The 25,017-nt window shown below is 58.1% G+C and carries 19 protein-coding genes and 3 tRNA genes; 14 read left to right on the forward strand and 8 right to left on the reverse strand.

Annotation, left to right across the window (positions count from 1 at the left end; genetic code table 11):
* Positions 1–45: 45 nt before the first annotated feature.
* From CQ019_RS02475 to CQ019_RS02490, 4 genes are all read left to right on the forward strand, one after another.
* Positions 46–3,087, forward strand: a complete 3,042-nt coding sequence (locus CQ019_RS02475; protein ID WP_105568851.1) for a UPF0182 family protein — start codon at positions 46–48, stop codon at positions 3,085–3,087.
* Positions 3,088–3,153: 66 nt separating this feature from the next.
* Positions 3,154–3,227: transfer RNA gene (locus CQ019_RS02480), tRNA-Met, on the forward strand.
* Between the two features lie 586 nt (positions 3,228–3,813).
* Positions 3,814–3,887: transfer RNA gene (locus CQ019_RS02485), tRNA-Met, on the forward strand.
* Positions 3,888–4,641: 754 nt separating this feature from the next.
* Positions 4,642–4,715 (forward strand) — tRNA-Met (locus CQ019_RS02490).
* Positions 4,716–4,839: 124 nt separating this feature from the next.
* On the opposite strand, the gene CQ019_RS02495 is transcribed toward CQ019_RS02490, so the two are convergent.
* Positions 4,840–5,571, reverse strand: a complete 732-nt coding sequence (locus tag CQ019_RS02495; RefSeq protein WP_096284621.1) for a PspA/IM30 family protein — start codon at positions 5,569–5,571, stop codon at positions 4,840–4,842.
* A 68-nt stretch (positions 5,572–5,639) separates the two neighbouring features.
* Positions 5,640–7,709, reverse strand: coding sequence for a TPM domain-containing protein (locus CQ019_RS18850; RefSeq protein WP_105568852.1), 2,070 nt, complete (start codon positions 7,707–7,709; stop codon positions 5,640–5,642).
* 240 nt (positions 7,710–7,949) lie between these two features.
* On the opposite strand from CQ019_RS18850, the gene CQ019_RS02505 reads away from it, so the two are divergent.
* Together CQ019_RS02505 and CQ019_RS02510 are read left to right on the forward strand one after the other, a co-directional pair.
* The gene (locus CQ019_RS02505) at positions 7,950–9,515 is read left to right on the forward strand and encodes a trypsin-like peptidase domain-containing protein (RefSeq protein ID WP_258133827.1); all 1,566 of its coding nucleotides are present in this window, start codon (positions 7,950–7,952) and stop codon (positions 9,513–9,515) included.
* 220 nt (positions 9,516–9,735) lie between these two features.
* Positions 9,736–10,497, forward strand: coding sequence for a PIG-L deacetylase family protein (locus CQ019_RS02510; protein WP_105552468.1), 762 nt, complete (start codon positions 9,736–9,738; stop codon positions 10,495–10,497).
* Between the two features lie 106 nt (positions 10,498–10,603).
* Here CQ019_RS02510 and CQ019_RS02515 read toward each other — a convergent pair whose 3' ends face one another.
* The 3 genes from CQ019_RS02515 to CQ019_RS02525 all read right to left on the reverse strand — a co-directional run bounded on the left by CQ019_RS02515 (position 10,604) and on the right by CQ019_RS02525 (position 12,682).
* The gene (locus tag CQ019_RS02515) at positions 10,604–11,158 is read right to left on the reverse strand and encodes an anti-sigma factor (protein ID WP_146112417.1); all 555 of its coding nucleotides are present in this window, start codon (positions 11,156–11,158) and stop codon (positions 10,604–10,606) included.
* 123 nt (positions 11,159–11,281) lie between these two features.
* Positions 11,282–11,743, reverse strand: a complete 462-nt coding sequence (locus CQ019_RS02520) for a tRNA (cytidine(34)-2'-O)-methyltransferase (protein ID WP_096284632.1) — start codon at positions 11,741–11,743, stop codon at positions 11,282–11,284.
* 39 nt (positions 11,744–11,782) lie between these two features.
* The gene (locus CQ019_RS02525) at positions 11,783–12,682 is read right to left on the reverse strand and encodes a J domain-containing protein (RefSeq protein WP_096284634.1); all 900 of its coding nucleotides are present in this window, start codon (positions 12,680–12,682) and stop codon (positions 11,783–11,785) included.
* Between the two features lie 151 nt (positions 12,683–12,833).
* Between CQ019_RS02525 and CQ019_RS02530 the strand changes: the two genes are divergently transcribed.
* Entirely contained in the window at positions 12,834–13,745 is a 912-nt protein-coding gene (locus CQ019_RS02530) for a diacylglycerol kinase family protein (protein WP_181148225.1), read from the forward strand.
* On the opposite strand, the gene CQ019_RS02535 is transcribed toward CQ019_RS02530, so the two are convergent.
* Positions 13,711–14,448 (reverse strand): dihydrofolate reductase family protein, encoded by a 738-nt coding sequence (locus CQ019_RS02535; RefSeq protein WP_105568855.1) that lies wholly within the window; start codon positions 14,446–14,448, stop codon positions 13,711–13,713. The two genes, CQ019_RS02530 and CQ019_RS02535, sit on opposite strands and share 35 nt — an antisense overlap.
* A 10-nt stretch (positions 14,449–14,458) precedes the next feature.
* A complete protein-coding gene (gene folP, locus CQ019_RS02540; RefSeq protein WP_105568856.1) occupies positions 14,459–15,385 on the reverse strand; it encodes a dihydropteroate synthase in 927 nt (308 codons plus the stop codon).
* Between the two features lie 113 nt (positions 15,386–15,498).
* On the opposite strand from folP, the gene CQ019_RS02545 reads away from it, so the two are divergent.
* The 3 genes from CQ019_RS02545 to mnmA are packed head-to-tail and all read left to right on the forward strand — an operon-like array spanning position 15,499 to position 18,698.
* On the forward strand, positions 15,499–16,305 hold the full coding sequence (locus CQ019_RS02545; protein WP_096284642.1) for a hypothetical protein: 807 nt from the start codon (positions 15,499–15,501) through the stop codon (positions 16,303–16,305).
* A 27-nt stretch (positions 16,306–16,332) separates the two neighbouring features.
* The gene (locus tag CQ019_RS02550) at positions 16,333–17,568 is read left to right on the forward strand and encodes a cysteine desulfurase family protein (protein WP_105568857.1); all 1,236 of its coding nucleotides are present in this window, start codon (positions 16,333–16,335) and stop codon (positions 17,566–17,568) included.
* The gene (gene mnmA / locus CQ019_RS02555) at positions 17,565–18,698 is read left to right on the forward strand and encodes a tRNA 2-thiouridine(34) synthase MnmA (protein WP_105568858.1); all 1,134 of its coding nucleotides are present in this window, start codon (positions 17,565–17,567) and stop codon (positions 18,696–18,698) included. The genes CQ019_RS02550 and mnmA overlap by 4 nt, the downstream gene beginning before the upstream one ends.
* 100 nt (positions 18,699–18,798) lie before the next feature.
* Here mnmA and CQ019_RS02560 read toward each other — a convergent pair whose 3' ends face one another.
* On the reverse strand, positions 18,799–19,167 hold the full coding sequence (locus CQ019_RS02560) for a hypothetical protein (protein WP_096286613.1): 369 nt from the start codon (positions 19,165–19,167) through the stop codon (positions 18,799–18,801).
* 229 nt (positions 19,168–19,396) lie between these two features.
* Here CQ019_RS02560 and CQ019_RS02565 point away from each other — a divergent pair, with 229 nt between their 5' ends.
* The 4 genes from CQ019_RS02565 (at position 19,397) to CQ019_RS02580 (ending at position 24,922) form a co-directional block, all read left to right on the forward strand.
* Positions 19,397–21,031: an ABC transporter substrate-binding protein gene (locus tag CQ019_RS02565; RefSeq protein WP_105569253.1), complete on the forward strand. Its 1,635-nt coding sequence runs from the start codon at positions 19,397–19,399 to the stop codon at positions 21,029–21,031.
* A gap of 137 nt (positions 21,032–21,168) precedes the next feature.
* Entirely contained in the window at positions 21,169–22,260 is a 1,092-nt protein-coding gene (locus CQ019_RS02570) for an ABC transporter permease (RefSeq protein ID WP_105568859.1), read from the forward strand.
* Between the two features lie 2 nt (positions 22,261–22,262).
* Positions 22,263–23,240, forward strand: coding sequence for an ABC transporter permease (locus CQ019_RS02575; protein WP_105552459.1), 978 nt, complete (start codon positions 22,263–22,265; stop codon positions 23,238–23,240).
* Between the two features lie 20 nt (positions 23,241–23,260).
* Complete coding sequence (locus tag CQ019_RS02580) at positions 23,261–24,922, forward strand: ABC transporter ATP-binding protein (protein ID WP_105552458.1); 1,662 nt, start codon at positions 23,261–23,263, stop codon at positions 24,920–24,922.
* The last annotated feature ends 95 nt before the right edge of the window (positions 24,923–25,017 follow it).

Consider the following 25,017-nt stretch of genomic DNA (forward strand, 5'->3'; position numbering starts at 1 on the left):
TGGCGTTAGCAAAGGCGTGCGGGACATTTAGGTAAGGAATGAATAGTGTCATACGGATCGGATAGTCCGTTCGGGGGTCCACCGAGACCCCAAGGGCCGCAACAACCTTCTAAGCCCGCAAATAAAAAGGCGTCTCCACTGACGCTGACGGTATTTGCGGTGGTCATCTTGGTGGCCGTGTTTGTCTTCCTCTCGAACTTCTACGCAGATATCCTCTGGTTCAATCAGCTGGGATTCTCGGAAGTCTATTGGACCGAGCGCATCGCCAAACTCATCATCTTCTTCATCGCGTTGGTCTTGATGGCCGTGCCGATGTGGTTCTCTATGCGCAGCGCGTACAAGCATCGCCCTGTCTACGCACCGGAGACGAGTCGTCCAGACTCCATGTCCCGCTACCAAGCGCAGCTCGAACCGGTTCGCCGTTTCCTCATGATCGGCATTCCTGCAGTGGTGGGTTTGTTCTCAGCCATCGCGGTAGCCGGACAATGGCAAACCATTATGTTGTTCCTCAACCGGGTTCCATTCGGATCCACCGATCCGCAGTTCAATATGGACCTGGGATTCTTTATCTTCACCCTGCCATTCATCGGATTGATCACCGGATTCTTGATTTCTGTAGTTCTGCTCGGCGGAGTTGCAGGATTGCTAACGCATTATCTCTACGGTGGCATTCGCGTTGAAGAACGTGGCGGCATCACGGTGGGCAAGGCTGCCCGCGTGCATACCGCAGTGGTCGTGGCAGTGTTCTTGCTACTCCAGGCTGTCAATTTCTGGATCTCTCAGTACGAGACGCTTAACAATCAGTCCGGGCGCGTAGCCGGTGCACTGTACAAAGACGTTCACGCGGTTATCCCTGCACGGATGATTCTGGCAATTGTCGCAATTCTGATCGCAGTTACCTTCGTGATTGCGGCGTTCAACGGTCGCTGGCGCTTGCCACTGATTGGTACCGCAATGCTCGTGGTGACGATGATTGTCGCCGGCGGCGTTTACCCATTCCTGATACAGCAGTACCAAGTGGTTCCTTCGCAGCGTACGTTGGAACGCGAATATATTGATCGAAATATCCAGATGACGCGTGAGGCCTTTGGCTTGGACGATGTCGAAGTCACTCCGTACGACGCCAAGGTCAGCACCGAGAAGAACGCGTTGGCTAAGGAAACGGAAACAACGGCGAATATTCGCTTGTTGGACCCTAACTTGGTTTCTGCCGCATTTGCGCAGCTGCAACAGTTCCGTGGGTACTACACCTTCCCTGAAACTTTGAATGTTGACCGCTACGAAATTGACGGAAAAGTCGAAGATACGGTTATCGCCGCACGTGAAGTCAACGTCAACCCCAATGACACCTGGGTGAACCAGCACATTACCTACACCCACGGTTACGGGCTGGTTGCTGCTTACGGTAACCGCGTAGCTGCCGGTGGCCGCCCCGACTTTATGCTCGGAGGCATTCCGTCCACCGGTGATTTGATCACCGAAGAAGAATACGAGCCGCGCATTTACTTCGGTGAGAACTCTCCTGAGTACTCGGTAGTTGGCGGTCCGGAAGGCTGGACCGATCAGGAGCTTGACCGTCCAAGCGCTGGTGGCGAGGGCGAAGACACCCGCTACACCTTCCAGGGAGAGGGCGGCCCTAACGTAGGCAACCTGTTCAACCGTGTGGTGTTTGCGTTGAAGTTCGCTTCTACAGACCTATTGCTCTCCAACGCGGTCAACGATGAATCACAGATTCTGTACGACCGTAACCCGCGCGATCGCGTGAGCAAGGTAGCCCCGTACCTGACGCTCGATTCCAGTGCCTACCCGGCAATTATCGATGGGCGAGTCAAATGGATCGTCGACGGCTACACCACCTCAAATGATTTCCCCTATGCACAGCAGCAGCAGATTGAATCGGCTGTTTCCGACTCGCTGACTAACGCTTCAGATTTCGATCGATTGTCGGGTCGCGTGAACTATATGCGTAACTCGGTCAAGGCTACCGTTGACGCCTACGACGGCAAGGTTGATCTGTACGCGTGGGATACCGAAGACCCAATCTTGCAGGCTTGGCAAAAGGTCTTCCCAACTGCCGTCCAGCCGCTGGATAACATTTCCGGTGATCTGATGGAGCACGTGCGTTACCCGGAAGATATGTTCAAGGTTCAGCGCGAAGTCCTCACGACTTACCACGTTGATGACCCCGACGCGTTCTACGAGTCCAATGACGCGTGGGCGGTGCCGGATGATCCGACCTCTTCAACTCAGGGAGTGAAGCAGCCTCCTTACTTCCTGTCATTGAAGATGCCAACTCAAGATGCGGCATCGTTCTCGCTGACTTCCACCTTCATTCCACAGGCAGCAGCCAACGGGCAACAGCGTAACGTGCTGTTCGGCTTCCTATCAGCGAATGCAGACGCGGGCAGTGAAGATGGCGTGAAGACAGAAGACTACGGCAAGCTTCGCTTGTTGGAGCTCCCTCGCGATACGGCTGTACCTGGCCCAGGCCAGGCACAGCAGAACTTTGATACCAACCCACGTGTGACCACAGAGTTGAACCTGTTGCGCCAGGGTGCTTCCGAGGTGAAGAGCGGTAACCTGCTCTCGCTGCCAGTCGGCGGCGGTATCCTCTACGTTCAGCCGGTATATGTTCAGTCCTCGGGCCAGACCAGTTACCCAACCTTGCGTAAGGTGCTAGTTGCCTTCGGTGACCAGGTTGGCTTCGCGAATACGCTCTCAGAAGCTCTCGACGAGGTCTTTGGTGGCGATTCGGGCGCCGTAACCGGTGAGAACGGTGATGGTGCGACACCAGAAGAACAGCCGGGGGAGAGCGAACAGCCTACGCAGTCTGAAACCCAGAAGCTAACGGATGCTCTGGATGCGGCAAATGCCGCGATCCAGAAGTCTGACGAAGCTCTGAAGGCTGGCGACTTCGCCACCTACGGCGAAGCACAGAAGGAACTTCAGGAGGCCCTGAGCCGTGCCTTGGAAGCTGACGCTGCCATCAACGGCGAAGCTGCCCCGGAAGGTGAAGTACAGACTAGCTCCGAAGCCCCGGAAGCTCCGAGCGAGTCCGCTGAGCCTAACGACGCTAATAACGGATAGTCATGTTCGTAAGCTGAACCCCCGATTTGCATTCCACTCCGCGATGATGAAGAATAGTCTAGTCATCGCGGGGTGGAGCAGTTCGGTAGCTCGCCGGGCTCATAACCCGGAGGTCATAGGTTCAAATCCTATCCCCGCCACTTATGGGACAAGTCGAGAATGATTCGGCGATGACCAAGCAAAATCCCCCAGTCTTCGGACTGGGGGATTTTGCTTTTCTGCAGCTTAAATAGGGATCCTCTTTTCAACGCTCCGTACGCGCCCGAATGATGAATTTGGGTACGCGATACCAAGGGAAGGGCTAAGCGGGGATCGGCGGCAAGCTCACCGCCGCGCAGCGGTGCGGTGACGCAATATGCACGAATGAGGAAGCACCTCTGGTAGGTCCCTAATCCGCGGCACAGGCCTTGGCGGTTCGTGGCCCCATCGTTCCGGTTCATTGGTTGAGGCTGAACCCTAAGCAGGTACGAAGCTAGAAGCTAGTTGCGCCACGCTATAGGCCTTCGCATTCAACGGATTGACTCTCCGCAGCGACCAGCGGGCAAGCAGCATTTTCCGTAATGTACCCATGCAAGGCCGAATGCGGTGCGGCCGATCAGCGGCAGCTTCGAGCAAGAAGCAGAAACTTTTAGAGCAACTTCCCGGGCTTAGATTCGCCTTGTGACTAAGGACATGTCAGCTCAATTAGGCATGAGGTTTACTAGTTGGTAATGTTGTATTTACCGACGCGGGGTGGAGCAGTTCGGTAGCTCGCCGGGCTCATAACCCGGAGGTCATAGGTTCAAATCCTATCCCCGCCACAGAGAAAAAGTGGAGATCCGAATGGATCTCCACTTTTGCTTTAAGCCATGAGCTGGTGATCCGGCATCGTTACCGGGGAGTAATTCCGCCAAGCCAGGGGGCCATAACGCGCCGACCAGCGTTCAAGACTTCGAAACGGGCATGATCCGGACTTCGAAAGCAAGCTGCGTGAGGTCCAGAAACCCCGAACTCGCCTGATTGTGGGTAGATTCTTCGCTCCTACGGATAGTTCTATGCCGACATGCTTTTGCCCGAGGGCGCATGTGGTGGCCGGGGCCTTCGGCTTCGCCGGCGAGCCTCAAGCCTTATTCGACTAGCTGAGGATTCGGCGAAAACTACACGCTATTTGCCGACTAAGGGCTCACCTGCCGGCGCGATGCGATGAACTGAGGAAATCAATCTCAGTTGGGGGTAGTGGCTGCAGGGTCAATTGATCTGTCCTGTGTTCTGGAATTATAGGACGGTGGGCTGCGCCGGTCTAGCGCTATTTCTTGAAGCCTGAATTTAACGTCAAGAAAAGTGTTGGGCTTGGCTACTCGGATTAGCTCTCATTCAATGAATTCCATTTGGCAGTTGATCCGCCCCAGGAAGTCCGCGTTCAGATCAATTTTTAGTCACCATAATCGATCTCCGATCCATGCATTGAGAACCGTTGATTTTCGCCGCTTAGGCCGACATAGCACCACTGTGATGTACGACATGGCCCCTCGATTCGCCATACGGTTTACGAGTTGGTAATGTTGTATTTACCGACGCGGGGTGGAGCAGTTCGGTAGCTCGCCGGGCTCATAACCCGGAGGTCATAGGTTCAAATCCTATCCCCGCCACAGAGAAAAAGTGGAGATCCGAATGGATCTCCACTTTTGTTTTAACTCATGGAACTGAACGAAAAGAAGGGCGCCGGAACGGAAATATCATTCTGACCCGGCGCCACTATTCATTTCGGTGAGCTTAGCTCTCCAAGGCTCCGGTCTGGTTGGCCTTCAGAGCCGCCAGGCGAGCCTCTACCTCAGTCTGTTCACCAAGATCCTCCAAGGACTCAAACTGAGCGTCCAGACTCGACGAGGCGAGTTCGGAAGCACCGATCACCTTTGCCTCTTCACGGCGAATCTTTTCCTCGAACCGGCTGATCTCGCTGGTCGGATCCATGAGGTTCACGGACTTGACGGCTTCGTTGACCTGGTTCTGTGCATGGGCAGCTTTGGAACGAGCGATCAACTCGTCGCGCTTGCTGACAAGTTCAATGCGCTTTTCCTTCATCTGGTTCAAGCCGGTCTTCAGCTTCTCAACGATTTCACGCTGCGAGTTGATGGTTGGGTTGGCGGATTTCATCTCGCTTTCGGACTGCATCTGACGCTGGATCGCTACCTTGGCCAAATTATCAAATTTGGCGGCGTTGGCTGAGTCAGCAGCTGCGCGGAATTCATCAGCCTTATTGGAAGCGGCGAGTGCTTTGGTGCCCCACTCAGTGACCGCCTGTTCGTCCTCGCGGTAGTCATCTTCCAACATGCGCAGGTTGCCAATGGTCTGCGCCACAGCCTGCTCGGCTTCGGCAATGTTGTCGGTGTAGTCGCGGACCATCTGGTCCATCATCTTCTCAGGATCTTCGGCTGAATCTAGGATGGCGTTGATGTTGGCTTTTGCCAGCTGGGCAACGCGTCCGAAAAGTGATTGCTTGGTCATGGTTGGACCTTTCTATACGAAATAGTGCTGCTGAAATTTGCGTACTACTTGGGATAAACCGCGTATCTCTAGAAACTGCCGCCGGCTCCGCCTCCGAAGCCTCCACCACCTCCGCCGCCGCCGAACCCGCCGCCGAAGCCTCCGCCACCGCCGCCAAAACCGCCGAAGCCTCCGCCGCCGAAGAATCCGTCGTCACCGCCGTGATTGCCTCCGCCGCGGTTACCGCCGCCGAGTAGCGAGTCAATCAAGATGCCGCCGAGAACGGCTCCGCCGATCCCGTCAAACATACCGCCACGACCACGGTTTCCGCCGCCGAAGCCGCCCAAACCACCATCGCCGCCGAAGCCGTTGACATCCTGCTCAGCCATGCGTGCTGCCTGGTCTGCCAGCTGCACTGCCCGCTGCGCGGCAGCCACCGCTTCGGTGGGGCGCTGTGCCGCTTGGCTTAGTGCCTGATCATAGGAGCGCTGCGCTTCGGCCAGACGAGTACGGGCCGAAGAACGTACGCCGCCACGGCGGGCACGAATGTAGTCTTCCGTTCCCTGAATGCGCGATGCCGCCGTATTCAACAGTGACTGAAGCTGATCGCGCGCCACCCGGTCCTGCTCGGCTCGGTCGCGTAGCGTGCCCAAGGCGGTGGCTAGCGGTTTAGTCGATTCGTCGAGGGCCGAGATCAAGGCCAATGGGTTGTGCTTGCCACCGCGCAATGCCTGCTGGATGTTGCCTAGGGTGCTTTCTACCCCGGCGATGGGACCTGCAAGGTTCGGCTGAGTGCCGTTGGCAACTAGCGCCTTAGCCTGCGCCAGATCCCTGGCGGCCATGGCGACAGCTGACTCCAAATCGGCATCTGCTTGGCGCAGCGAGGCCGCCGATTTGGTGATAGCTTCGAGCAGTACTTCGGCTTGGTCATGAGCTTCTTCAGCATTCTGGATGAGAAGTGCCGCGCCGGAGCGATCCGTATCGAGCTTCTCGCGCGCTTGCTTCAGCACTGAGGCTGCGAACGTTAGTCGTTCCGAAGCTTGCTCGGCGTTATCGGTAATCTGCGAGACGGCGCTGTCATCGTATTTCGAAGTCAGTCCCTCAAGCTCGGACACCCGTTGGGAAAGCCGCTGGGCTAGCGGTTCCTTTTCCGCAGCAACCTCATTGATTCGGGACTCTGCGTTCTGTTCCAACTGGCGAAGATTTTTGAATTCGGCGGCGTGCTCTTGCAACGTGTCATTGACTTGTCCGCACCGATTGATAATTTCACCGAGCCATGAACGTTGCTCTTCTTCGGTGTCGGGGATGTGATCATCGAGCTGTTGCTGCAGTCGGAAGGACTCAACCAGATGGGTCTTGGCCTCGATGAGGTCCGTAGAAAAGACCTTGATGGCATCTGGGCCGTACTGAGCTTCAGCGAAACCGAGTTCTTGCTCAGAAGATCGTATGGAATCGTCTGCCGCGACCAGCAACTGGTCAGCCTGCAAACGTAGCTTATCCAGCGACTCAAGCTGCTGGGGCTGATGACCGTTGAGATTGCCGTGGTTCTGCGGTAGCTGGTTGGTCTTCTTCTTGCTGCGCCGCGATAGCATCACGTAGGCGCCCACTGCCACGCCGCCAACAAGCAACAGAACCCAGAAGATGCCGCCACCGGAGCCGGACGAGCCGCTAGCGCTGCCCCCCTCGGATACATTTGCGATGCCCTCAATAGCGCCTTCAGCGGCTCCTGCCCAATCTAGTTGGCCGAGAGCCGGAGAGATATGTTCTGAGTAGATCTCTTGAGCCGAGGCATTCAGCGGCCCATTTTGATCGCCGGCAAACCGCGCTTGCCGCTGATCTGTGGCTACGACCAAAATCGCATCCGAGCTGCCCATATTTTTCGTACTCGCAACTTCTTGCATCCACTGGCTAGGATCCGAGGGATTGGTGAATTCATCGACGTAGACAACAAAGAGACTGATTCCAGTCTCGTCCCGAAGTTCTTTAATATCGTTTTCGAGATTGCTTTCATCGCCACCGAGCACCTGCGCGTTGTCGACAACGAAGTCGCCAGGTGGAATGGTGACAGGGGGCTCTGCAAATGCTGGTGCCGACGCTCCCAGCGATAATGCCGCCACCGTTAATGCTGCAGCAGTGACTCGCCGCGCTTTGGAAATCATTGTCGTCCTCACCTGAATTACCGAATCGAACTAATAATTTGACCACTCGTCCGACCACGTTTACCTGCGACTACTTTCACAGCTCAATTTGATTCTATTTGCACGGCAACACAGCGTCCATGCTATTCCGCTGCCAGAATAGTTAACTCACAGCTTGCGCAAAGTCATCCCTCGCAACTGCCACAGTTCGACCCTGAATAATAAGACTCAAGAGATCCGATATTCGAAAGAGGCATGAAGATGAGCCAGACACCGGATGAACCACGAAATAAAAATATGGGCGAACCCGAACAGCCGAAGGATATCGCCCAGACTCCGGAGCATGCGGAGGAACCTCGCGTGAATCTCCCGGAGCCGCAGTCGTCGTCGGATGCCGGCGAGACACGTAGCTATAACCAGGTAAGCCCCGTGTCCAGCCCGGAAGAGCAGCAGACCGACGTTTATTCACGTGCCCATTACCCCACCGAGCAACAGCCGGCCACCGGGGTCTACGGTCAAGGATCCACCGAGCACGCTTCGCAGTCCGGACCGTCCTATGCCGCCGGAGCATATGGCCATGCTGAACAGCAACATTCAAACTACCCAGTTCCGCCAGAACGTGCACCGAAAAAGAAGTTCGCCGGCAGCACGCTGATCGCGGGCATGGTCGCTGCGGCACTTATCGGTGGTGTGACCGCTGCCGGCACCACATACTTCATGGCCGGCGGGAATGATTTGGGCGGTTCCTCGGTGCAGACCCCACAAAACGGTGTGGTGATCAACAATCCAAAGTCCGTCACAGAGGTTACCGCTGCGGCAGCGAAAGCATCGCCTAGCGTGGTCACCATCGAAGCTTCCGGTAGCGGGTCTAGCGGTTCGGGCTCTGGAATCATTCTGGATACCGAAGGTCATATATTGACCAACACGCACGTGGTCACTTTGGGAGGAGAAACCGGCGACCCAACGCTTACCGTTCGCTTGAGCGATGGCAAGGTGCATCAGGCAACGCTCGTTGGCACCGATCCGCTCTCAGATCTTGCGGTCATTAAGGTTGATGTGCCGAACCTCGTGCCCGCGACCTTGGGGAAATCCTCCGAGCTAAACGTTGGCGACACCGCGGTAGCAATTGGCGCGCCATTGGGCCTGAGCGGAACCGTGACCGATGGAATTGTCTCCACGCTCAACCGCACTATTTCGGTGGCATCCTCCGCAGTGCCGGAACAAAACGCGCAGGATGAGGGCGAGGACGGCGGAAGCCAGTTCAACTTCCAATTCCCAGGCATGCCCGAAGGGCAGGACCAGTCCGGGCAAGGCTCGATCTACATCAACGTGATGCAGACCGACGCAGCGATTAACCATGGAAACTCCGGTGGTGCGCTGGTAAATAACAAGGGCGAAATTATCGGCGTGAACGTCGCCATTGCTTCTGGTGGAGCCGGTGGTGAAGATTCGGGTTCGATTGGCGTCGGGTTCGCGATTCCTGTGGATTACGCTCAGCGTATCGCTCAGGAACTGATCGCCAATGGTAAAGCCACCCACGGTCTGCTGGGCGCAACGGTACAAGCGCAGGGCGCTTCGACTGGATCGAACGCTTCGCAGTTCAGTGTCGGTGCAGCGATCCGGGAGATCTCACCGAATTCGGCGGCCGAGGAAGCCGGTTTGAAATCCGGAGACATCATCACCGGCGTCAACGGACGCGCAATCCAGGATTCCCAGACCTTGACTGCCGCAATTCGAGAGGTGCCAGCTGGCGGCAAAGCCGACATCACCTACACGCGGAACGGTGCCGAAAACAAAGTCTCAGTGACGGTTGGGTCTCTGGAATAGGCCAAATAGATCCAAGAAAAGTGACGTGCCGCAGGATCCTGCGGCACGTCACTTTTGGTTTTGGCCCAAAAATCGAGGTACGCCGAGGATCTCGATACGATAGAGAACAACACTTCAGCCCGCGGTCTAAGACCAATTTTCCAAACGAAAACTATAGGGCCACGAAACGCCTTGCCAATACCCTGCCCTCGGCAGCCACAGAGATTTGACGATGCTAAGCATGATTGATCCGAACAAATTCATTAACTCAGCTACCCAGCGGGTGCTGGCTTTTGCAGCGCACCCCGACGATTTGGATTTCGGCGCAGCCGGAACCGTAGCCGCAATGACCGCCGCGGGGATAGAGGTGCAATACTGCATCATGACCGATGGCGACGCTGGAGGTTTTGACGACCGTGATCCTGCCGAGACGGTTCGCTTGCGCCACGAAGAGCAACGCGTTGCGGCAGCCCGAGTTGGTGTCAGCACCGTGCATTTCATGGGAGAGCGTGACGGCTATCTAGAGCCAAGCCACGACGTCATGCGTCAGGTGGTTCGACTGATCCGCCAGGTGCGCCCGCAAATAGTTATGGCCATGCACACCGAACGAAACTGGGACCGCATTCAGCGCTCACACCCGGACCACCTTGCCTGCGGCGAAGCGGTAACCCGGGCTATCTACCCGGCAGTCGAAAACCCGTTCGCCTACCCGGAGCTGCTCGCGGAAGAAGGACTGGAAGCCTACAAACTACCTTGGCTTTGGTTATATGGAGCCCCCAAGGAACGCGAAAACGGCTTTGTGAACATCACCGAGTTCTTTGCGCAGAAGATGGATGCTTTGCGAGCCCATTTCACCCAGCACCCCGACGTCGGGGCGATGGAGAAATTTGTGCTCGAGCAGTGCCAAGCGAATGGCGTACGCGCGAATATGCCTTCCGATGAGCTGGCTGAAGGCTTCCACCTCGTGGCCGTGAACGCCGATGACACGATCGCAGGATTCTGACTTAACTACGGGTTAAAGTAATTCGGCGCGGTTCCCGCTTTGGGGAACCGCACCGTATACGTCAGATGAATGCTAACTTATCGACAGATAACCCATCGCTAGCTGGTTAGGCTTTGGGCTCTTCCGATTGGCCTAGCGGCAGGTCCACCGAGGCCTCGGTGTCTTCCGACGGCGAGGCGGGTATCTCTGAACCTTCCACGGTGATATGTACCGCGAGAACATCGTCGATGGGGGAGAGCCCGCCCTTGGCGTCTTCTCCCGAGGTCTTGCTCACTACGCTGATGCCGCCTTCTTCATGCACGGCCCAAACAACGTACTGTTCAGAATCATCAAGTGGTGGCAGAGCAGTCAGTTCGACGCCTAGCGCATTCTCCTGCTTGGAGGTACTGATGGTCGCCTGACCGCCGCTATTGAGTTCAACTACCTCTGTGAGCACATCATCGGCCTTTGCGGCTTTAGAAGATTTCGTCTCGCTATTGAGCAAGGAAAAGGTCACGAGGGCCAAGACGACCACGATTACCAAACCAATCACTGCGAAGATCCAGCGTTTTGGCCGTGCGCTCCGTTCCGCACGAGAGCTGTGGGCCACTTGACTGACTAGGTCCAGACCCAGATTTTCGTCCTGAGGCTCGTCGCGGTGCTGCGAAGGGCTACCGTTCATTGTTTTGGAATCTCCCGAGAAGTCGTCGGTTTTGTCGGAATGCACGCCTGCGCGAACATACTCAAAAGCTTACTTTATAAAGATTGGGTAAAGCTGTGTACTTGGCCCGATTGGGCTGGTATTTTAGGCTCCTGCAAAACCGTTCTGCCGCCAAGCCTCAAAGGCGACAACGGAAGCGGCATTGGCAAGGTTCAGCGATCGGCGCCCCGGCAACATCGGCAATCGGACCAGATCGGTCACCCGTTCGTGGGCTTTATCTGCGGCGCTAAGCCCCACCGACTCCTTACCGAACATGAGAATGTCACTTGGGACATAGCCCACCTCGGTGTACAGCGTGTCGCCATCGGAACTGAACGCAAAAACACGACCCTCGCCCAACGACGCGAGGGCTTCTTCGAGGTTTTCGTGTACGGTGACCACCGCTAGATCGTGGTAGTCCAACCCCGCACGACGCAGGTTGGCGTCTTCAAAGTTGAAGCCCAAGGGCTTCACTAAATGAAGTTCGGCACCGGTGATTGCGGCTAGGCGGATGGCATTCCCGGAGTTGCCGGGAATTTCGGGAGCATTGAAAAGAATACGGAACACATTTAACAGTTTAAGCTCTCGGAGCAGTAAAACTGGTAATCAGTACATTCCGCCTAAGACTCGGGACAGTACCGAACGGTCAACAATGTTCGGGGAAGGGCCTGATCCGAGGAAGAGTTTCAGTTCGCGGATGAGTCCTGCCGCATTGAGCACGTTGGGCGTGGAGGCCAGCGCCGGATCGGCCCTGCGGTGATATTCGATGACCGGCTCGTGGGGATTGCCCTGGCTCGAAAGGACCAACGTGAAAGCGACGACATTCATCTGCATGAATGCGCGTTGCATCCCGGTGATGTTCAAGGCCGGGGGCTGCGTCATTTTATTTCCATGACGCAATACGTTCCCATCAAATGCGTAATAGCCCTCGGGAAGCGTCATCGTGTTGACGATCGCCATACGATATCCGGCGGTCAACACATGGTCATAGTGCCCGCCGCCGGGTGCCTGCAAGCCATTGACCAGCCGGGCCGCAGGCAGCACGTTGAGCACGTTTTTGCTTAGCATGCTGATCGTCTGTGCTTCTCGGGTAAGCCTGGAACGGGAATTGAACAGCCCGCGCTTTCGTGGCTCACCGTGGCTTCGTTGAATCGAGTGGGCCCTATCCAGCAAACCAAAGGAGTCGTCATCGAGACGAGGGACGTATTCGGTAGCTAGCTGGGCCTTGGGCTGTTGCGGTGAGGTGCGCAGCTTTTCATCGTACTGGCGGGCGGAGGTTCCGGCTCGTGGTGCTTGGCCGGGGGACTGGAAAGACCTATCAAAGCTTGAACGGCTTCGATCATCCGACAGCGTCTGAAATGCCTGTTGGACGTCTTTGAACTCGTCGGCGCTACCTCCCAGATCCGGGTGTGACGCGCGAGCAGCCTTCCGATACGCAACCTTGATCTCTTCGAAAGTTGCCGTCCGGGGCACGCCAAGAATTTCGTAGGGACTTGGCGAACTCATGATACGGACGAATCCTCTCGGTTAAGGCAATTCCCCGCGGCCGGTGCCGCGCGATCAAGTGCCAATTAGAACATTTTACCTTCCATGATTGGGAGTTGGCTTTTCAAACCCGAGCGTTTGCTGGGTATTCTCTATCCGTATGGTGCCCTCCGTGAAATATCAGCACATTCGCATAGTCTTCCATCCGAGCTCGGGCAAGGGTTTGGCATTGCGACGGGTCGAAGAGCTGGAAGCCCGGCTCGAGGCTCACGGTATTCAATCAGACAGGTTGAATACCGCACATCTCCAAGGGCGAGAATTCGGAAAAGCCTTGGCAACAGCCGATGCCGTAGTAGTCATCGGCGGAGACGGACTAATACACCACACCATCCAGTATCTTGCAGGGAAGAACATTCCAATGGGGATCATTCCGGCAGGCAGCGGCAACGACACCTGGCGAATGTACGGCGCACGATCGGCGGAAGAAACGATCCAACAGGTGGTTAGCTTTCTGGCCGGAGGGGCAGCAGGGACCCCGATCGATTTGCTCCAGCTGCGATTTGCCAATGACCTGCCACGAACTACGCTTGCCGTGGGCGCGGTGTCGTGGGGATTCGAAGGACAGGTTAACCGGCGAGCCAATGGTTTGCCACGCCGCCTAGGCGCGCTGCGCTATATTCTCGGACTGCTGCTGTGCCTCCCCACACTTCGCGCGTACCCCACCGAAATTCAGGCTCAGGAACTTGAATTCAAGGGTTCGGTCTTTGCGGCAAGTATTGCGAATATCAAGTCGCTTGGCGGTGGGATTAAGCTTTTCCCGCACGCGGACTACGCAGATGGATTGGCCGATATCGTGCTGGTGAAGGGCCCGCTATTGCTACCGGTGTTGCCTTTTGTAGGTCATATTCTGCGCGGAAAGACTCACCGGCACCAACTGTCCACCAGGAGCGCACATGTAGTTGTGCGAACCAGGCAGGAAAGTTATGCGGACGGGGAGCTTATTGGACAGGGTGATTTTGAGCTGACCGTGCTCGACGGGGCGCTGACGCTTATTCCGGGCGCCGATAATCGCAAAAGAGCATAGATTCCTCCTCGAACAGCGAATGGATTTTCATCGCAAGGGCCGCCTGCCGTGGACCGTGCGCTATGCGCTGTCCAGACCCCGCCAACAGCATCGGCGAATAGCTCACGCACATCGAGTCGAGACGATCGGCGGCGATGAATTGGCCAAGCAAATGCGGGCCACCCTCGGCATGTATGAAACCCAGCCCTCTGGCTAGCAGATCGGCAACGATTTCCTGCGGGTCACAACCCCGGTCTGCTTCGGCAACTTCAACCAATTCGACATGCGAAGCGAAGCGACTGCGGTGCTCCTCGGTGACTTGAACGCTGGTGAAGACCAGCACCGGGACGGGGCTTAGCGTGAACACCTCGTCATCGGGCTCCAGATGCAGCCCGTGCGAAACGATCGCCAGGACCGGTTGCGCGGACAAGCCCCGGGCTTCACGCCAGGAAATGTCCTCATCACCGATCAGCGCCCCCGCGTACCCTTCGGCGCGGACGGTGCCGGCACCGACCAGGATGACATCTGCCAAGCGTCGCAACAAACTAAAGATCCGCCCATCGCCCGCGCTGCCCAACCCGCCGGACAGCCCATCGCGCTGGGCGCTACCGTCGATGCTTGAAACGAAATTGAAGCGCACAAAGGGACGTTGCGACGCGGCGTAACGCTCCAAAAGGTAGGTATCGCCAACCTCCGGCATATTGCTGGGTAGCAGTTCACGCATGGCTCGGGTCCTATCGGCTGGCTTCACGTTCGGGATGGGCAGGGGGATTGACCTCGCCCATGTTGTGGATCTGGTAGGCAGGGTCCCGCCACCCCTGTGCCGCTTCTATCAGCCGGACGGTTTGCACGGATTCGGCGATATTGTGCATCCGGATGATCCGCGCCCCACCCATCACGCACATGGTTGCCGCCACCATGGAACCGACAAGACGTTCGGGTTTGGGCAGGTCCAAGGTTTCACCGATGAAATCCTTATTGGATACCGCCGCGAGGGCCGGGTATCCCAATGCGGCGATGGCCTCAAAATTCGCGGTCAGATCCAGGGTGTGCCGGGTGTTCTTATTTAGGTCGTGCCCCGGATCAATGATGATCTTTGACGCGTGGATTCCTGAGTCCAGTGCCAGCTGGACCTTTTGCGCCAGATAGTCGCGCACTTCGGTAACCACATTCTGGTACTGCGGGCGGGGATAGACGGTGCGTGGTTTCGCCAACGAATGAGTCAGCACCAGATGCACATTGTTTCGGGCAACAATTTGAGCCATCTCGGGGTAGGCCAGCCCGGTGGTGTCGTTGATGACATCCGCTCCGGCATTGATCGCGGCTTGGGCAACTTCCGGGAGGAACGTGTCGGCGGAAATCACCACATCACTTTGTTTGCGTACCGCTTCGATCACCGGAACCACACGTGCGGCTTCTTCCTCCCAGGGGAGCTCCGGGCCGGGCGAAAACGGTACGCCGCCGATATCAATCCAGTCCGCTCCGGCCTGCACCGCACGCATCGCCGAGGAGACTGCGTCGTCCAAACCGAAGGTGGACCCGGCATCATAGAAAGAATCCGGGGTGCGGTTGATCACTGCCATCACCGCGATGGTCCGCGAGAAATCTATGCTCCGACGCGAAAAGTGGTGAATCGGAACCTGCAACTCGGGTAAAAACATCGACCTGGTCTCCCTTGATTCGCGGTCGTGCCGCTGCGCATTGCTTTGTTCATTCATATCACCCGCTCGCGACCTGATGCGGGATATGTCTGGATGCTGGTTAGGCTTGTACTATGCAGTTCTCCCATGTCTCAGCCACCCAGGGCCAATGGATCATTGATTCCTGCGCCACCGCCGACCAGCTGACGGTAGTCGCGCAAGTGCCCGTGGGTTACGAACGCTACGCACGGATCTTGCATCCGGCCTATGACGAGTTTGACCAGCCGGTGAAGTGGGGGACCGTGGCTAGCAGCCGCGGCCATATCCTCACCGCAGCAGATCTCTTCGAAACTGTCGCCGGCTGGGATGCCCAGGGCAACCCGGCAGCCGAGGATGCCTGGGAAGAGACCGACCTGCCGGTAGACGAGTTGCCTGTAGAGCAGTGGCAGGCGCTGGTGAAGCAGCTCCGCGCGGCAACTGAGCAGGAAAAGTTCGTGGTCGGCCTTTGGGGAGGCTATGCCTTCATTGAAGGTGGCGAACGCATCCAGATCGAGAACGAACCCGATCCGGAGCTCAGCGACGAAGAAAACCAGGCCGCTCACGCCGCCGCGCTCGCCGAGGCGCAACGTCCTGCCTTCGCACCGGAGGTGCTCACGACGCCGGCGCTTGAACTAGGAGGCGGTTACCGAAACTACCGGCTCTTCGAAGTGGATGGCGAATTTTTGGCGCAGCCGCTTTGGGCGACGACGGTCGAAGGTCCGCAGCGTCAACGCCCGGCCTTGGCTTTTCCCGAAGACCGCAGCTGGATGCTGTCTACCGAACCTTATGATGACTGCACGCTGATCGGTGGCTCGGCCGAGCTTATCGAGGCAATTTTGCGCGATCCGTTGCTGGAAGCCATTGAAGTCGGGCAATTCACACGTATTGGCCATTCAAACTAGGCAGGGAAAGCTCGTACCATTAAGACGATGACTAATTCCGCCGTATACCTCGATCACGCGGCAACTACCGACCTCAACCCGGCGGCGTTGTCGGCCATGACCGAGCAATTCGCCCACACCGGCAACCCCTCCTCGTTGCACGGTGCCGGTCGCCGCGCCAACCGCGTGATCGACGAGGCACGCACGAAGATCGCCGGGGTGGCAGCGGCTCATCCAACCGAAGTGATCTTTACCTCCGGCGGAACCGAATCCGATAACTTGGCGCTCAAGGGCCTGTTCTGGAATCGGACAGAGAAGAACCCGGAAGCTCGCAGCATTTTGGTGGCTGGAATTGAACACCATGCGGTGCTGGACACCGTGGCCTGGCTCGAAACCCACGAAAACGCGACGCTTCTATGGATGCCGGTCGACGCCGACGGCGTGCTGGATCTGCAGGCAGCCGAAGAGCTCATCGAGGCGAACCACGAGCGGATCGCGTTGGGCACCCTCATGTGGGCAAACAACGAGGTAGGCACCATTGAACCGATCGCCGCTTTCGTGGCCCTGGCCGCTAAGTACCAGATTCCGGTGCATTCGGACGCGGTACAGGCCTTCGGCACCGTCCCTACGGATTTTGCGGCGAGCGGTCTGGCAACCATGGCCATCAGCGCCCATAAGGTCGGCGGCCCGGTAGGAATCGGTGGCTTGCTGGTACGCCGCGACATTGTCCTGATGCCCGTCCAGCACGGTGGCGGCCATGAACGCAAACTCCGCTCTGGCACCTTGAACGCGGCGTCGGCGGCAGGGTTTGCGGCGGCGGCAACCGCGGTCCAAGCCAATTTGGATGCCGAGAGCAAACGACTCAGTGAACTTCGCGACTATGCGGTGCAGCGGATCGCGCAAAGCATCCCCGAAGCGGTGCTCAACGGTCCACGCGATGCGCTGAACGAGGGCAAACGGCTACCGGGAAACCTGCATTTCACCTTCCCAGAATGCGAGGGGGACTCCTTATTGTTCCTCTTGGACATGTTTGGGATTGCATCCTCCACCGGTTCTGCCTGTACCGCGGGCGTGCCGCAACCCTCGCACGTGCTGGTGGCCATGGGCAGGGATGCACGAAGCGCACGAAGTGTGCAACGCTTCACATTGGGGCATACATCCATGCGTGAGGACGTTGACATACTTTTAGAGGCGCTGCCCGAAGCCTATCAACGGGCAAAGAAAGCCGGTATGGCGGCAGACGAAAGCAGCATTCACACAGCAGGGACGGGTTTTACACGATGAAGGTACTAGCAGCGATGTCCGGCGGCGTCGATTCGGCAGTCGCCGCAGCACGTGCGGTCGAAGCCGGGCACGACGTAGTCGGAGTCCACCTGGCGCTCTCTCGCATGCCCGGGACCCTGCGCACCGGTTCGCGCGGCTGTTGCACGGTGGAGGACTCCAACGACGCATGGCGCGCCTGCGACAAACTGGGCATCCCCTACTACGTTTGGGATTTCTCCGATCGGTTCGCCGAGGATGTGGTCCAGGATTTCGTCGACGAGTATGAGGCCGGACGCACCCCGAACCCGTGCATGCGCTGCAACGAGAAGATCAAATTCGCGGCATTGCTGGAGAAGGCACTGGCGCTGGGCTTCGACGCGGTCTGCACCGGCCACTACGCCAAGGTATTGCGTGACGAATCGGGCAACCCGGAATTGCACCGCGCGGCGGACTGGGCCAAGGACCAGTCCTACGTGCTCGGCGTGCTCACCCACCAGCAGCTCGAGCACTGCATGTTCCCGCTGGCGGAGACCCCTTCCAAGGCCGAGGTGCGCGCCGAGGCGGAAGCCCGCGGGCTCACCGTGGCCAATAAACCCGACAGCTACGACATCTGCTTCATCCCCGACGGGGATACGCGCGGCTGGCTGGCCGAGCGTATCGAAATGAAGCCGGGCGACATCGTCGATCAAGACGGAAACCAGCTCGGCGAGCACGAGGGTGCGCAGGCATTCACCGTGGGCCAACGCAAGGGCCTGCGCTTGGGACGGCCGGCATCCGACGGCAAGCCGCGCTTCGTGCTGGAAATCCGCCCGAAGGACAACAAGGTGATCGTCGGGCCCGAGGCTTTGCTCGCGGTCGATGAGCTGCGCGGCATCCGGATCTCCTGGGCCGGAGTGCCGATCCCGGCGGTGCTCACCGGCGAAGAATTCGATTGCATGGTGCAGGTTCGTGCCCATGGCGATCCGGTGACCGCCAAGGCGCGCATGGAGCGTGCCGATGGGTCCGAGGTTTTGGTCGTTCAGCTTCCCGAGGGGATGCGCGGCGTCGCACCGGGCCAGACCATGGTCGTTTACCAGGAAACCCGTGTCCTGGGCCAGGCTACGATCGATTCGGCCAGGTCTTCTGCATGGGACCCGGCTTCGGTACTCTAGCCTTCCCACGACACCTCTTGGTGGCTACAAAATTAACTAGGTCGGCCCGAGAATCCACAAGGATTCTCGGGCCGACCTAGTTAATTTCAGTTACCGCCGGCTATTCGTTGCCCTCGTCGACAATGCCGAACATGCGTGCGGAAATGTCTTGGTATTCCACGCGGGTCTTTCCCGTCTCCAGTTTCGGAAGCTGGGCGGGGGAGTGAATGGCGCAGTGCACGAAGTCGAAGTTCGGCCACCACTTCTTTGGACGTTCGTATTCGTCTTGCCCGCATACGATGCAGGTCAGGTGGACCCAAACCGGGCGGCTGCCGGCTTTGCGATTAGCCCGCGACTGGACCAGCCAGGCCGGCGGGTTTGCATTGAGCTCGGCAAATTCTTTTTCGCTCATTCGCGAAGGGACGCCATGGCGCTTGGCCATTTCCATGGGAATATCCAACGCAATTGCTGCGTCTCTACGTGTCATCATCGTCTCCAAGCCTAGAGTACCGGGGCATTCTTAGGTATATGTCATTGCTCTCGCGGCATTTAAAAGCATCCGAAAGCGAGGTGGAGATCACCCGGGGATGCGGCATGGGTCTCACTTTCTGCGTCGAAACCGGATAATTCATTCGCCTTTCGTGAGCTCCATCACTTAGGCTGTATGAAGCATGTGCTAACTATCACTCCGCATGTTCTACGACAGAGAAGGATTGCTCATGGCCAGCAAAAAGAACGGTATGCGACTCGCAGCTGCCGTTATCGGTATTTCCGCCATCGCGCTGACCGGTTGCACCGGTCCGTCATCAAATGACTCGGGTGACAACGGATCCGGTGAAGCCAGCAGTGCCCCCATCACCTTGGGCACGACCGATAAAGTAACGTCGCTTGACCCAGCGGCCTCTTACGACAATGGCTCGTTTATGGTCATGAACCAGATCTACCCGTTTGTGCTGAACTCGGAACCGGGCAGCCCAGACCCATCCAATGACCTGGCCGAGTCGGCCGAGTACACCAGCCCTACCGAATTCACCGTTAAGTTGAAGCCGGGATTGAAGTGGGCCAACGGAAATGATCTTGATTCGAAGGATGTGAAGTTCTCCTTCGACCGCCAGCTGGAGATCGCGGACCCCAACGGCCCATCATCGCTGTTGGGCAACATGGAATCGGTTGAAGCTCCGGACGCCACCACCGTGGTCTTCAAGCTCAAGGTTGCCGAGGACCAGACCTTCCCGCAGGTGCTCACCTCGCCGGTCGGCCCCATCGTTGACGACGAGGTCTTCCCGGCCGACGAGGTTCTCGATGACCAGAAAATCGTGGATGCCAACGCCTTTGGCGGCCAGTACATCATCGATTCCTACAACAAGAACAACTTGATTTCCTTCGCGGCAAATGAAGCCTACCAAGGCGTGCTCGGTGCACCGGCCAACTCGAAGGCAGCGATCAAGTACTACGCGGACGCGAACAACCTCAAGCTCGAGGTGCAGCAGGGCAAGATCGATGTTGCCTGGCGCTCGCTGACCCCAACGGACATTGAAGATCTGGGCAAGGAAGAGAGCCTCGCGGTCCACAAGGGCCCTGGTGGCGAGCTTCGCTACATCGTCTTCAACTTCGATTCGATGCCATTCGGCGCCAAGACCGAGGACGCTGACGAAGCGAAGTCGCTGGCGGTACGTCAGGCAGCCGCACATCTGGTAGACCGCCAGGCGATCGCCACGAACGTCTACAAGGACACCTTCACTCCTGCCTATTCATATGTTCCACAGGGATTCACCGGTGCGATCGAACCGTTGAAGGATATGTACGGCACCGATGGCAAGCCAGATGCTGCCAAGGCCAAGAAGGTTCTGGAAGACGCTGGCGTGGAGACCCCGGTGGAGCTCGCGCTGCAGTACAACCCGGATCACTACGGACCTAACTCGGGTGACGAGTACGCGCTAGTTGAAAAGCAGCTCGAAGCCGATGGCCTGTTCGACGTTGACTTGAAGTCGACCGAGTGGGTTACCTACCAGAAGCAGCGCGTCACCGACTATCCCGCCTACCAGCTGGGCTGGTTCCCGGACTACTCGGACGCCGACAACTACTTGTCCCCGTTCTTCGCTACCGAGAACTTCCTGTCGAACGGCTACGACAACGCGGAGGTCGATTCGCTGATCTCCGAGCAGCGCGGCCAGTCCGACGTTGCAGAGCGTACCGCCTCGATCGAGGAGCTGCAGCGAATGGTCGCCGAAGATCTGTCCACCTTGCCGCTCTTGCAGGGCTCGCAGGTGGCCGTGGCCGGTAAGGACGTTCAGGGTGTCGAAAAGACCCTGGACGCATCATTCAAGTTCCGCCTCGGTGTGCTGAGCAAGTAATCTCGACGGCACCGTAAGTACACCTAAGACCAGGGGATCTACCTCAAGTGCAGAACTTCGTGCACCAGGTAGATCCCCTTGGCATGTCCATTTCGGACCATGCGCCAAAATTCTGATCCTGATACTAAGGACAAAAGATGACAATCACGTCGCAAACGGGCGAAACTCACAGCCCGGCACCTGCGCGCAAACCAGCGAAGCAGAAGGGCGGAGGATTCCTCCGCTATCTGATTACCCGCTTCCTGTTGATCATTCCCACCGTTTTCATCCTCATCACGGTGGTCTTCTTCCTCATGCGCGTAACCGGTGACCCGATTACCGCTGCCATGGGTGGACGTCTAACTCCAGACCAATTGGCCATACGAATTCATGAGGCCGGCTATGATCGCCCGGTCCTCATCCAGTACATCGAATACCTAGGCCAGGTGTTCACCGGAAATCTCGGACGCACCATGAGCGATAACCGTGCTGTCACCGAGGTCTTGGTGACCTATGGCGCAGCTACCTTAGAACTTGCGGTTAACGCGGTACTCGTCGCGTTGCTTGTAGGCATCCCCTTGGGTCTGGTCGCGGCAAAATTCCGTGACCGCTACCCGGATGCGGTCCTGCGCATCCTGGCGATCCTCTCCTATGCGACCCCGGTCTTCTTCGCCGGCCTGCTGCTCAAACTGATCTTCGGGGTGTGGCTGGATTGGCTCCCGATCAGCGGTCGTGCCGATTGGCAGACCGAACTTGCGCTGACCGGTCTGCAAAACCCTTCGGGCATTTATTGGCTGGATGCCCTGCGCAGCGGTAACCTGAACGCCTTCGGCGACGTAGCCGCCCACGCGGTGCTCCCGGCGTTGGCCTTGGGATTGCTGACCGGTGGGGTGTTCCTGCGTCTGGTGCGCACCAACGCGATTGGCACACTGGGACGAGAATATGTTGAAGCCGGACGTTCACGCGGCGTCAGCGAATTCCGCCTGGTTACCAAGCACGCTTACCGCCCGGCATTGATTCCCATCATCACCGTGATGGGGTTGCAGATCGCCATGCTGCTCGGCGGCGCGGTGCTCACCGAAACCACCTTCGAGTGGGCGGGGCTCGGCTTCAAGCTGGCCGAGTACCTCACCGCCCGAGACTTCGTCGCGGTACAGGGCATCGTAGTGGTGCTGGCCATTATCGTGGCGGTCACCAACTTCATTGTTGACGTCCTTGCGGCCCTGATCGACCCGAGAGTCAGGTACTAATCATGAGCATCCCTTCGATTGCCTCGGCCCGAAAGTCCTGGTTCGCCCGGCTTCCGGTCGTTTCACACCTGCGCATGTCCTCTGGTCTCCAGCGCGGCATGTTGATCGCCGGCCTTGCACTTTCGGCGTTGTTTATTTTCTCGGCCCTCTTCGCCCCGTTGATTGCTCCCTTTGATTTCGCCCAGTCATCAGATATGTCCGGCGACTTCCCGCGCCAGGCGGCTCCCGATGACAAGTTCATTTGGGGGACCACCGTCACCGGCTACGATGTCTTCTCCCGCACCATGTACGGTGCGCGAACTGCGATCTGGGTGATTATCGCCGCGGTGCTGATGTCGCTGTTCGTCGGAGTGCTGTTGGGCCTGATCTCCGGCTACCTCGGTGGCTGGTTTGACCGCATCATGGTGGTGCTCGCCGACGCGATCTACGCATTCCCGTCACTCTTGCTGGCCATCGTGATGTCCATCGTCATCTCACAGGGCCAATCGAGCCTTTGGGGCGGCATCATGGCGGCGGCAATATCCATTACCGTGGTCTTCATCCCGCAATACTTCCGCGTGGTGCGCGCCGAGGTGATGCGCCTGAAAGCCGAACCTTTCGTCGAATCGGCGCAGGTCATCGGTGCCAGCCCGTGGCGCGTGATGACCACGCACCTATTGCGCAACTCGACGCGCACCTTGCCGTTGATCTTCACCCTGAACGCCACCGAAGCGCTGTTGACGCTTGCCGGCCTGGGCTTCCTCGGATTCGGCATCGAACCGACCGCCGCGTCCGAATGGGGCTTCGACCTGAACCGCGCGATGTCCGACGCGACCAGCGGCATCTGGTGGACCGGGCTGTTCCCAGGTCTTGCCATCGTGCTCACGGTCATGGGCCTGACCCTGGTCGGCGAATCGATGAATGACCTCAACGATCCACGGCTGCGTCGTTTCAGCCGCAAGAAGGCACAACGCATCACGCAGGCAGGAGCCGCACGGTGAGTAACAATCTGAAAATTGACATGAACGCCACAGAGAATGTGTTGCGCATCGAGAACCTGAATGTCGACTTTGTCACGGATGCGGGGGCCGTCCCTGCGGTCCGCGGCGTGGATTTGTCGGTCAAGCCAGGGGAGATCCTGGCCATCGTCGGCGAATCCGGATCGGGTAAGTCGGTGACCGCGCGCACCGCGTTGGGGATCTTGGCGGAAAATGGTGCCTCGCATGGCGCTGTCTACCTGAAGGGCCAGAATATGCTGACCCTCCAGGGGTCCGCATTGCGGGCGGCTCGCGGACGAGACGTGTCGATGATCTTTCAGGAGCCATCCACCGCACTGAACCCGGTGTACACCGTTGGCTGGCAAATCATGGAGGGCATCCGTGCACACACCAAGCTGTCGAAAAAGGAAGCCAAGGCGCGCGCCGTCGAGGCGATGCGCCAGGTAGGCATTCCGGATCCGGAACAACGCGTGGATTACTATCCGCACCAGTTCTCCGGCGGGCAGAAGCAGCGTGTGGTGATCGCCGCGGCGCTGGCGCTGGAACCCGATTTGATCGTGGCCGATGAGCCGACCACCGCGCTGGACGTCACGGTGCAGGCCGAAATCCTGGCTCTGCTGCGGAACCTGCGCGATGAGCTGGGGACCGCAATTGTGATCATCACCCACAACATGGGCGTGGTGGCAGACATCGCGGACCGGGTCATCGTGATGAACCAAGGGCAGATTGTCGAACAAGCAACTTCGCGTGAGCTGTTCGAGAACCCGCAGGACGAGTACACCAGAACGCTGCTGGCGGCCGTACCGCATCTGGGACGCAATTCCGCCTCTGCCGGCCTGGAAGAGCGGCCCCACGCCCAAGCCGAAGTGCTCGTGGAGGCCAAGGGGCTACGGGTGCATTTCCCTGGACGTCTCGGAGCTCCTGGATTCACCGCGGTGGACGGAGTGGATCTGAAGATTCACGCCGGTGAGGTTTATGGACTGGTGGGCGAGTCAGGGTCTGGAAAAACAACCATCGGGCGCAGCATCGCCGGGCTCAATAGGATCACCGATGGTTCGCTGCAGGTGCTCGGCTATGAAATGGCGCAGTTCAAGGAACGCAGCTTCAAGCCGCTGCGCAAGCAGATCGGTTTCGTTTTCCAGGATCCCGCGGCGAGCTTCAACCCGCATCTGACCGTGGGGGAGTGCGTGGCCGAACCGTTGAACGTGCACCGAGAACTGAACCCTTCACAGACTCGGTCAAAGGTCGCTGCGCTCTTGGAATCCGTGCAGCTGCCCGGAGGCTTTGCCGATCGGTACCCGCATGAGCTTTCTGGCGGTCAACGTCAGCGAGCTTCCTTGGCGCGGGCCTTGGCGCTGGAACCTAAGCTGCTGATCGCCGATGAGCCCACGAGCGCGCTGGACGTGTCGGTGCAGGCGAAGGTACTCGAACTATTCCGTGAATTGCAGGCGGAACTAGGATTCGCCGCGTTGTTCGTCTCCCACGACCTCGCAGTGGTTGACCTGTTGGCTTCGTGGGTGGGCGTCTTGTTCCGGGGTTCATTGATCGAGGAGGGGTTAGGCTCCAAGGTGCTTTCCGCGCCGCAAAATGCCTACACTCAGCGTTTGATCGCGTCCCTGCCAGTTCCGGATCCTCGCGAACAAGCCGTGCGACGAAAGATCATTGAAGAATTGAACGGCGCCTAGCCTGGATTCTAGATTTTGCCCCGACATCCTTTTTCAGGTTGTCGGGGCAACGTCACTTAATGGGAAATACACGAGATGACCACGTAAACTAAACA

Origin of the sequence: Arthrobacter sp. MYb229 (genome assembly GCF_002975405.1) — a bacterium.
In the GTDB taxonomy this organism is placed as follows: domain Bacteria; phylum Actinomycetota; class Actinomycetes; order Actinomycetales; family Micrococcaceae; genus Glutamicibacter.

Coding starts and splice junctions, on each gene's coding strand:
- CQ019_RS02565 (WP_105569253.1), top strand. CDS start 19,397: ATGGCCAGCAAAAAGAACGGTATGCGACTCGCAGCTGCCGTTATCGGT.
- CQ019_RS02515 (WP_146112417.1), bottom strand. CDS start 11,158: ATGAACGGTAGCCCTTCGCAGCACCGCGACGAGCCTCAGGACGAAAAT.
- CQ019_RS02550 (WP_105568857.1), top strand. CDS start 16,333: ATGACTAATTCCGCCGTATACCTCGATCACGCGGCAACTACCGACCTC.
- CQ019_RS02570 (WP_105568859.1), top strand. CDS start 21,169: ATGACAATCACGTCGCAAACGGGCGAAACTCACAGCCCGGCACCTGCG.
- CQ019_RS02525 (WP_096284634.1), bottom strand. CDS start 12,682: ATGAGTTCGCCAAGTCCCTACGAAATTCTTGGCGTGCCCCGGACGGCA.
- CQ019_RS02510 (WP_105552468.1), top strand. CDS start 9,736: ATGATTGATCCGAACAAATTCATTAACTCAGCTACCCAGCGGGTGCTG.
- CQ019_RS02580 (WP_105552458.1), top strand. CDS start 23,261: ATGAACGCCACAGAGAATGTGTTGCGCATCGAGAACCTGAATGTCGAC.
- CQ019_RS02560 (WP_096286613.1), bottom strand. CDS start 19,167: ATGATGACACGTAGAGACGCAGCAATTGCGTTGGATATTCCCATGGAA.
- CQ019_RS02535 (WP_105568855.1), bottom strand. CDS start 14,448: ATGCGTGAACTGCTACCCAGCAATATGCCGGAGGTTGGCGATACCTAC.
- folP (WP_105568856.1), bottom strand. CDS start 15,385: ATGTTTTTACCCGAGTTGCAGGTTCCGATTCACCACTTTTCGCGTCGG.
- mnmA (WP_105568858.1), top strand. CDS start 17,565: ATGAAGGTACTAGCAGCGATGTCCGGCGGCGTCGATTCGGCAGTCGCC.
- CQ019_RS02505 (WP_258133827.1), top strand. CDS start 7,950: ATGAGCCAGACACCGGATGAACCACGAAATAAAAATATGGGCGAACCC.
- CQ019_RS02575 (WP_105552459.1), top strand. CDS start 22,263: ATGAGCATCCCTTCGATTGCCTCGGCCCGAAAGTCCTGGTTCGCCCGG.
- CQ019_RS18850 (WP_105568852.1), bottom strand. CDS start 7,709: ATGATTTCCAAAGCGCGGCGAGTCACTGCTGCAGCATTAACGGTGGCG.
- CQ019_RS02545 (WP_096284642.1), top strand. CDS start 15,499: ATGCAGTTCTCCCATGTCTCAGCCACCCAGGGCCAATGGATCATTGAT.
- CQ019_RS02495 (WP_096284621.1), bottom strand. CDS start 5,571: ATGACCAAGCAATCACTTTTCGGACGCGTTGCCCAGCTGGCAAAAGCC.